The 8,528-nt window shown below is 68.7% G+C and carries 8 protein-coding genes; 5 read left to right on the plus strand and 3 right to left on the minus strand.

The window, feature by feature from the left end; genetic code table 11:
• Window positions 1–7 precede the first annotated feature (7 nt).
• From CS062_RS20770 to CS062_RS20785, 4 genes are all read left to right on the plus strand, one after another.
• A complete protein-coding gene (locus CS062_RS20770; RefSeq protein WP_099863462.1) occupies window positions 8–1,231 on the plus strand; it encodes a glycosyltransferase family 4 protein in 1,224 nt (407 codons plus the stop codon).
• Between the two features lie 24 nt (window positions 1,232–1,255).
• Window positions 1,256–2,194: a hypothetical protein gene (locus tag CS062_RS20775; RefSeq protein WP_099863463.1), complete on the plus strand. Its 939-nt coding sequence runs from the start codon at window positions 1,256–1,258 to the stop codon at window positions 2,192–2,194.
• Window positions 2,195–2,285: 91 nt separating this feature from the next.
• Window positions 2,286–3,293, plus strand: coding sequence for an NAD-dependent epimerase (locus CS062_RS20780; RefSeq protein WP_099863470.1), 1,008 nt, complete (start codon window positions 2,286–2,288; stop codon window positions 3,291–3,293).
• A 57-nt stretch (window positions 3,294–3,350) separates the two neighbouring features.
• A complete protein-coding gene (locus CS062_RS20785) occupies window positions 3,351–4,688 on the plus strand; it encodes a UDP-glucose dehydrogenase family protein (RefSeq protein ID WP_099863464.1) in 1,338 nt (445 codons plus the stop codon).
• Between the two features lie 98 nt (window positions 4,689–4,786).
• Here the strand turns inward: CS062_RS20785 and CS062_RS20790 are convergent, their stop codons facing one another.
• Window positions 4,787–6,418, minus strand: coding sequence for an Atrophin-1 multi-domain protein (locus tag CS062_RS20790; protein WP_199174306.1), 1,632 nt, complete (start codon window positions 6,416–6,418; stop codon window positions 4,787–4,789).
• Window positions 6,415–6,564: a hypothetical protein gene (locus tag CS062_RS26300; protein WP_158238855.1), complete on the minus strand. Its 150-nt coding sequence runs from the start codon at window positions 6,562–6,564 to the stop codon at window positions 6,415–6,417. Before CS062_RS26300 ends, CS062_RS20790 begins: the two co-directional genes overlap by 4 nt.
• Before the next feature lie 445 nt (window positions 6,565–7,009).
• Here CS062_RS26300 and kdsA point away from each other — a divergent pair, with 445 nt between their 5' ends.
• Entirely contained in the window at window positions 7,010–7,849 is an 840-nt protein-coding gene (gene kdsA / locus CS062_RS20795) for a 3-deoxy-8-phosphooctulonate synthase (protein ID WP_099863465.1), read from the plus strand.
• A 36-nt stretch (window positions 7,850–7,885) separates the two neighbouring features.
• On the opposite strand, the gene CS062_RS26305 is transcribed toward kdsA, so the two are convergent.
• A partial coding sequence (locus CS062_RS26305) for an acyltransferase family protein (RefSeq protein WP_497006789.1) occupies window positions 7,886–8,528 on the minus strand: 643 nt, incomplete at its 5' end.

Here is an 8,528-nt window from a genome sequence, read left to right on the forward strand (position 1 = left end):
GTTCCCGATGACTTCCCCTGTCCCCGCCACTGCCGACCCGATCACCGAATCCCAGGCCACCGCCTCGGCCGCCGACGGCGCCATCCTGATGGTGTGCTTCACCTTCCCGCCCGAATTCGGCGGCGCGATCGTGCAGGCGCTGCGCCTGGGCGCCGAACTGCAGACGCGCGGCTGCGAGGTCGCCTTCCTGGCCGACAACGGCGACGGCGCCGATGCCGACCTGCGGCACGAGTCCTTCGACCTCTATCGGCGACGCACCTTCACGGCGGCGCGGTCCAACCTGCGCAAGCTGATCTGGACGCTGCGCATCGTGCTGTTCGCGCTCGCGCATCCCAAGTTCCGCGTCTTCCACTTCCACTCGGTGCAGGGCCCCGAGTTGCTGGCCATGCCGGTGCTGAAGTGGCTGGGCCGCAAGACCATCGTCAAGCTGACGCTGGCCGAATCCGACGACCCCGCCACGCTGACGCGACGCCGGCTGATGGGCAAGCTGTACCGCGCCTGCCTGGGTTCGGTGCACCGCTACATCGCGATCTCGCCCAGCCTCAAGCGCATGGCCTGCAGCGTGGGCGTGGCGCCCGAGCGGGTGCTGCTCGTGGCCAACGGCGTGGAAACCGCCCGCTACTACCTTCCGATGCCCGACGAGATCGCGCGCGCGCGCGCCGCGCTGGACATTCCCGACGGCGTGCCGGTGATGGCGACCATCGGCGCGGTCGAGCACCGCAAGGGCTACGACCTGCTGATCGCCGCCTTCGAGACCATCCGGCGGGAGCGGCCCGACGCGGTCCTGCTGATCATCGGCCCGGGCAACGAGGACACCAACCCCTTCTACCTCCAGCTGCAGCAGTTCATGGCCGAGCGCGGCATCGGCGGCGTGCGCTTCCTGGGACGGCGCGAGGACATCCACGAGATCCTGCGCGCGGTCGACCTGTTCGCGTTCTGCTCGCGCCAGGAAGGCTTCGGCACGGCCATCGTCGAGGCGATGTGCGCGGGACTGGCCGTGGCGGTGATGGACATTCCGGAGATCACCGGCTGGATCGTCGGCGAGCGTCCGGACGCGGTGAACACGCCGTCGCGCGATCCCCAGGAGTTCGCGCGGCTGTGCCTGCAACTGCTGGCCCAGCGCACGCCGGCCTCGTCGGCGGCCCTGGCGGAGAGCGCCGCGCGCGACTTCGGCATGACGGCCATCGGCAACACCTACGAGGCCCTGTATGCGGAACTCCGCCGTCACTGAAATGATCAACACGGAGCACTCTCGATGAGCGCGGTCACCTTCCGCATCCAGCCCACCGGCAACCTGGGCAACCAGATGATGCAGCTGATGCTCGGGCATTCGCTGCGCTCGCAAGTCCCCGAGCTCGACATCGTCGGCTACGACATGCCGCTGTGGTCCCTCAAGGGCGGCGAGGAACCGGTCCCGCGCGCCAAGCCGGTGGAACTGCGCGGTCACCTGATCGACATCCACGGCGTGGCCTCGCTGGTCAAGGCGGGCCTGCTGCGCGACATGAAGCTCGTGGGCATCGGCTCCCGCATGGCCAACTACCTGCCGCCCTCGGCCTACCAGGCGCTGTTCCCGGCGGGCCGGGCCGAGGTCGAGCGCCACGGCGACGACGAGCTGCTCATCAGCGTGCGCGGCGCCGAGATCCTCGGCCAGTGCCATCCGGACTACGGCCCGGTGCCGCCGGCCTACTACCGGCAGCTGGCCCGCGAGACCGGCCTGCGCCCGGTGCTGTTCGGCCAGATCGAGGACGACTGGTACTCGCGCCTGCTGATGGAGGCGATGCCGGATGCGCGGGTCGTGCGCAGCCAGGGCGTGCTGGCCGACTTCGAGCGCCTGCGCAGTGCGCGGCACGTCGTCACCAGCGTGAGTTCCTTCGCCTGGCTGGCCACCTGGCTGTCGGATGCGCAGACCATCCATGTGCCGGTGCTGGGCCTGCTCAACCCGGCGCAGCGGCCCGATGTCGACCTGCTGCCGCTGGACGACCCGCGCTACCGCTTCTACCGCTTCCCGGTGCGGCGGTGGAATGGGCAGCAGGAGGACGTCGACGGCCTGAGCCGCGAAGCGCACTACCCGCTGATGACGCGCGACGAGGTCGCCGCGCTGCTGCGCCAGGCGGCCTCGAGCACCCGGGCCGAGCGCCTGGAGGTGGCGGCCAAGACGGTGGTCAAGGGCCTGCTGGGACGGTTGCGCGGATGACACCCCCCATGAGCAAGGGACCGACATCCGTCCGACGCGGGGAGTCATGGAGAATGGCCGGCGTTGCCTTCATTGAATCGCGGGAGTGCGCTTGAAGATCCTCGTCACCGGCGCCGCCGGCTTCATCGGCATGCATGTCAGCCAGATCCTGCTGGCGCGGGGCGATCAGGTGGTCGGCCTGGACAACCTCAACGACTACTACGACCCGCGGCTCAAGCACGACCGGCTGGCGCGCCTGAACGGCCGCCCCGGCTTCGAGTTCGTGCACATGGACGTGGCCGACCGCCAGGGTATCGCCGACCTCTTCGCGAAGCACCGCTTCGATCGCGTCGTCCACCTGGCGGCGCAGGCCGGTGTGCGGTACTCGCTGGTGAACCCGCATGCGTACATCGACGCCAACATCGTCGGCTTCACCAACATCCTCGAGGGCTGCCGCCACACCGGCGTGCAGCACCTGGCCTACGCGTCCAGCTCCAGCGTCTACGGCGGCAACGCGCTGATGCCCTTCAGCGAGCACCACGGCGTGGACCACCCGGTGAGCCTGTACGCCGCGACGAAGAAGGCCAACGAGCTGATGGCGCATACCTACAGCCATCTGTTCAACCTGCCCACGACCGGCTTGCGCTTCTTCACCGTGTACGGTCCCTGGGGCCGGCCCGACATGGCGCTGTTCCTGTTCACCAAGGCGATCCTGGCGAACGAGCCGATCAAGGTCTTCAACCACGGGAAGATGATCCGCGACTTCACCTACATCGACGACATCGCCGAAGGCGTGGTGCGGGTGCTCGACCGCAGCGCCACGCCCGACCCGGCCTACGACCCGGCGAAGGCGGATCCGGCGCGCTCCAACGCGCCGTATCGCGTGTTCAACATCGGCAACCACGCGCCGATCCCGCTGATGGACTTCATCGCGGCGATCGAGCAGGCGGTGGGCCGCGAGGCGATCAAGGAGTTCCTGCCGCTGCAGGACGGCGATGTCCCGGCCACGCATGCGGACGTCGAGGAGCTGGCCGACTGGACCGGCTTCCGCCCGGCGATGCCGGTGCCCGAGGGCATCCGGCGTTTCGTCGCCTGGTACCGCGACTACTTCAAGCAATGAGATCCCAGGCGGACTGGCGCGTCGGTCCGTCCCCGTTGATTCAATAGGAGTACTGGAATGAAAGTCACGACGATCGGCACCGGCTACGTGGGCCTGGTCACCGGCGCCTGCCTGGCCGAGATGGGCAACCACGTGGTCTGCCTGGATGTGAACGCCGAGAAGATCCGCATCCTCAACGAGGGCGGCATCCCCATCCACGAGCCGGGCCTGGACGCGGTGGTCAAGCGCAACGTCGAGGCCGGCCGCCTGCAGTTCACGACCGATGTCGACGCGGCGGTCAACCACGGCACCATCCTCTTCATCGCGGTGGGCACGCCTCCGGGCGAGGACGGCTCGGCCGACCTGCAGTACGTGCTGGCCGCGGCCCGCTCGATCGGTCAGCGCATGACCGACTACAAGGTCGTCGTCGACAAGAGCACGGTGCCGGTGGGCACCGCGGACAAGGTCCGCGCAGCCATTGCCGAGGAGCTGGCCAGGCGCGATGCCAAGGTCGGCTTCGCGGTGGTGTCCAACCCCGAGTTCCTGAAGGAAGGCGCGGCGATCGAGGACTTCATGAAGCCGGACCGCATCGTCGTAGGCTCCGACGACGAGCAGGCCACGTTGATGATGCGCGCGCTGTATGCGCCGTTCACCCGCAGCCACGACCGGCTCTTCGTGATGGACGTGCGCAGCGCCGAGTTCACCAAGTACGCCGCCAATGCGATGCTGGCCACGCGCATCAGCTTCATGAACGAGCTGGCGCTGCTGGCGGAAAAGGTCGGCGCGGACATCGAGCTGGTGCGCCGGGGCATCGGCTCGGACCCGCGCATCGGCTACCAGTTCCTGTACGCGGGCGCCGGTTACGGCGGTTCGTGCTTCCCCAAGGACGTCAAGGCGCTGGTGCGCACCGGCCGGGAGCACGACCAGGAACTGAAGGTGCTGAACGCCGTCGAGGAAGCCAACGACCGGCAGAAGCTGGTGCTGGTGGACAAGATCGTGGCGCGATTCGGCGAGGACCTGGCAGGCAAGCGCTTCGCGCTGTGGGGCCTGGCTTTCAAGCCCAACACCGACGACATGCGCGAGGCACCGTCGCTGGTGATCATCGAGGAACTGGTCAAGCGCGGCGCGGCGATCGCGGCCTACGATCCGGTGGCGATGAGCGAGGCCAGCAAGATGCTCGCCCAGGTCCAGGGCGTGAGCTTCTGCGAGCGTGCGGAGCATGCGCTGGCGGACTCGGATGCGCTGGTCATCGTGACCGAGTGGAAGGAGTTCCGCACGCCGGACTTCGACCGCATCAAGTCCGAGCTCAAGCAGCCGGTGGTCTTCGATGGCCGCAACCTGTACGAGCCGGCGCTGATGTCGACGCTGGGCATCGAGCATCACGCCATCGGCCGCGGCACGCGCAAGTCGGACTGAACCGCGACCGACCCGGGCGTTCGCCCGGGGTCGCCCCACCAAGACGACAACGCCGCGTCCCGCAAGGGACGCGGCGTTGTCACTTCAACCCGCGAGGATCAGGAAGCGCAGACGCTGCCCGTCGCGCCGCTGACGCGGACCAGCGTCGGGCGCAGCGTCGATTCCACATTGGCGGTGCCGCTGCGGCCCCAGGTCGTGACCTTGAAGCTGGTGCCCGCCGGCCAGGTGAAGTTGAGCACCGCACCGTCGGCCAGGTAGCCGGTGTCGTAGACGGTGGCGCCCGTCTGGCGGTCGGCGATCGTCATGCGGAAGGTCGCGCCGCCGGTGCCCGCGACGGTGAGCCGATACGGATCGCCGGCCACGGGCAGCGCCCAGCTGACCGGGTTCATCGCACGGCCGGTCGCATTGGCCTGCTCGATCAGCGTGGTCGTCGCGGGGAAGACCAGCGCCTGGCGCCAGGTATCGAACTCGCCGCTGACCGTGCCCTTGGTGCGCCACCAGGCGCCGCGCATCGACAGCAGGTTCATCGCGGTGCTGGTCACCGTGCTGCTGTTCTTGTTGTTCCCGTCCACCCACCAGGCCGCGCTCTCCAGCGGACGCAGCGCGGCGCGGATGGTGTCGAGGTCGGTGGCCGTGCTGCTGCTCCAGCCGTTCTTGTGCAGCTTGAGGTCGGCGCCGATTTCCACGTAGATGACGAAGGGCGTGCCGTGGTTGCGGTCCACGACGTAGGCACCGTACTTCTTCAGCGTCTCGGCGATCTTGCGCAGCTCCGGCGTGGCCAGCGCCTGGGCGTCGAAGCTGGCCGGCAGCATCAGCAGCGAGCCCATCGGGATCTGGCCGCTGTTGGTCGTGGCCGCATTCGAATCCGCCGAGGTGGCCGGGAAGCGGTAGGTCGGGCTGTTGCTCAGGCCGGTGAAGTCCAGCGACATCGCCAGCGCGTGGCTGTAGCTGGCCGCGCCGTCGTTGGCCTCATGGATGCGGATCAGCCCGCCGATCGTCGACACGCCCGCGGCGCGCGCGCCCTGGTAGTAATGCGACGGATCGCCCATGCCCCGTCCGGCCAGCGGCGTCCAGGCGTACTGGTTCGTGACCCAGGCGCCGTTGACCTGCTTGAGGCCCCAGAACGAGTGGATGACGCCGGCGGCGGCGTCGACGATCTCGGCGTGACCATCGCTGCCGGTGGCCGGCTGCGTCTGCGCCGGCCAGTGCGGGATGGTGATGCTGGGACGGTAGACCTCGCTGTCCGGGTCCCACACGCCTTGCGTGTTGGTGCCGGTCACGACCATCGGCGGGTCGGTTTCCGACGCCTCGAAGGCGGCGCTCGACCAGGTGCCGCTGTCCACGGACGGGTAATAGGTCGAGGTCGGGATGGTCGCGGTGCCCAGCACCGCGCCGATCGGGCGGCTGTTCCACGGCGAATCCGGGCTGAACGGGCGCTGGAAGCTGCCGAAGTTGCCGGTGGTGCAGGCGGCGATCGCGGACGGGCGGGCGATGACATCGGCCGCCAGGACCGAGACGCCGGCGACGGCCTCGCTGGCCGACGAGGCCGGCGTCGTGGCGACGGCGGCCGGGGCGGACGCGGCGGTCGGCGGGGTTTCCAGCGCGAGCGGGGCAACGCTGGTGTCGCCGGTGCCACCGCCACCGCCGCAACCGGCCAGCAGCAGGCCGGCCGCGAGCGCGCAGGCGTTCAGGCCGGCGGAGATTCCAAAGGAAGAAGAGGTTTTCGTCATGATGTTTCGAACTGCTGAAAATGCACGGAGCGCGTTGACGAGTAAATGCCGGCGATCTCTTCTTCTTCCGCGCCGACGCTGCGCTGCATTCGTCGGGCGGGATTCTTGTTACTGGATGTTGGCACCCCGGAAATTGACTGCTTCATTCCTGCCTCGCCAGGCAGGTGTTGCGGCCATGACTCAGTATGCGGAGTCCGCCGGTGGTTTTTCCAGAGAGGAAGTCGGCCGGGGTGGGGCGATTCCGGGAATATTCAGCGGTCGCAGCGACGTACCGTTTGAAACATTCAGGTCGAGGGTTGACAGCCCGACGGAAGTCTCGGATCGAGGGGTTATTGCCCTTGGTTACATACTCGCCGCAGGGAGCGAGATACTCGGGTTCGATATTCGAAATAAAACATCGGAGGTCGCACGAAACTCGGGAAGGCAACCCGCCGAATGTGGTGTCAGCCGATTCCCGACGGGCGTGATCGACCGCCCGACCTTGCCCTCCCGGCCCCTTCAACAAGGGGGGGCGTGCGGCCCCTCCGGAGCCGGGGGCCAAAGGGCCCTATGGGATACTCCGCGCCTTCGCCTGAGGGAATCGGAATCGAGATGGTCAAGATCAATGACATCGTGGTCGACAACGCCCAGCCGTTCGTGCTGTTCGGCGGTGTCAACGTGCTCGAGTCGGAGCAGTTCGCGGTCGACGTGTGCGGTGAATACCTGCGCGTGACCCGTGAACTGGGCATTCCCTACGTCTTCAAGGCCTCGTTCGACAAGGCCAATCGGTCCTCGATCAAGAGCTACCGCGGCCCCGGCCTGGAGGCCGGCCTGAAGATCTTCGAGGCGGTGAAGAAGGCGCACGGCGTCGCGGTGCTGACCGACGTGCATGAGCCGCACCAGGCGGCCGAGGTGGCCGCCGTCTGCGACGTGCTGCAGCTGCCGGCTTTCCTGGCCCGGCAGACGGACCTGGTGATCGCGCTGGCCAGGACCGGCCGGGTGATCAACATCAAGAAGCCGCAGTTCGTCAGCCCGCCGCAGATGAAGAACATCGTCGAGAAGTTCGAGGAAGGCGGCAATCCGAATGTGATGCTGTGCGACCGCGGCGCCCAGTTCGGCTACGACAACCTGGTCGTGGACATGCTGGGTTTCGGCGTGATGAAGCAGGTCAGCGGCGGCAAGCCGGTGATCTTCGACGTGACCCATGCGCTGCAGCAGCGCGAATCCGGCGCCGCCGCCTCGGGCGGCCGTCGCGGCCAGGTCACCGAACTGGCCCGCGCCGGCATGGCGATCGGCCTGGCCGGCCTGTTCCTGGAGGCCCATCCCGAGCCCGAGAAGGCGCTGTGCGACGGTCCCAGCGCGCTGCGCCTGTCCCAGCTCAAGCCCTTCCTGCAGCAGGTCAAGGCGATCGACGACCTGGTCAAGGGCTTCCCGGTCCTGGACACCCACTGACCGCCGCGGCGGACGGCCGCGCGGGTCGGCGCCGGATCAGGCGCGGCCCGGCGCGGGCGTGACCGGGCGCTCGGCCTCGGGAGCGGGCGTGCGGCCGTTGAAGAGCAGCCGCATGAGGGCGAAAGGCCGCACCAGCCAGCGGTGGATCGCCAGGCTCAACCCCAGCGTGGTCAGCGCGATGAGCGCGAACTTGGCGGCCGCCGGCCAATCCAGCGGCAGCAGCAGCAGCGCCAGCGCCACCACCAGCAGGTGGTGGACCAGGAAGATCGTGTAGCTCGCCTCGGAGAGCATGCGGCCGAACCGGCCGCGCGGGCCGGCGCGCAGACGGCCCAGTGCGCCGACCGCGGCGCCGGTCGCGATCCAGATGCCCAGCAGCTCCACCGCCAGCGCCGCCTCGCGGGCCAGCGGATGCAGCAGCGTGTTGCTGGCGGCGTCGCCCCAGTTGGCCGCGAAGGCCGCGACCGGCAACAGCCAGAGCGGTGTCGACAGCCAGGCCCGCAACCAGGCCGGCCGGTGCCACAGCGCCAGGCCGGCGAGGAACAGTGGCGCGTAGAAGGCCAGGTTGAACAGCGACAGATCGCCCGGGCCGGCCACGTAGGCGATGCCGGTCAGCCGGACGGCGAGGACCAGCGCATGGCCCAGCAGCGCGCCGGCCAGGGCGACCGACAGCCAGTGCGCC

The sequence above is a fragment of the Roseateles chitinivorans genome, assembly GCF_002761755.1.
Taxonomy (GTDB): Bacteria; Pseudomonadota; Gammaproteobacteria; order Burkholderiales; family Burkholderiaceae_C; genus Roseateles; species Roseateles chitinivorans.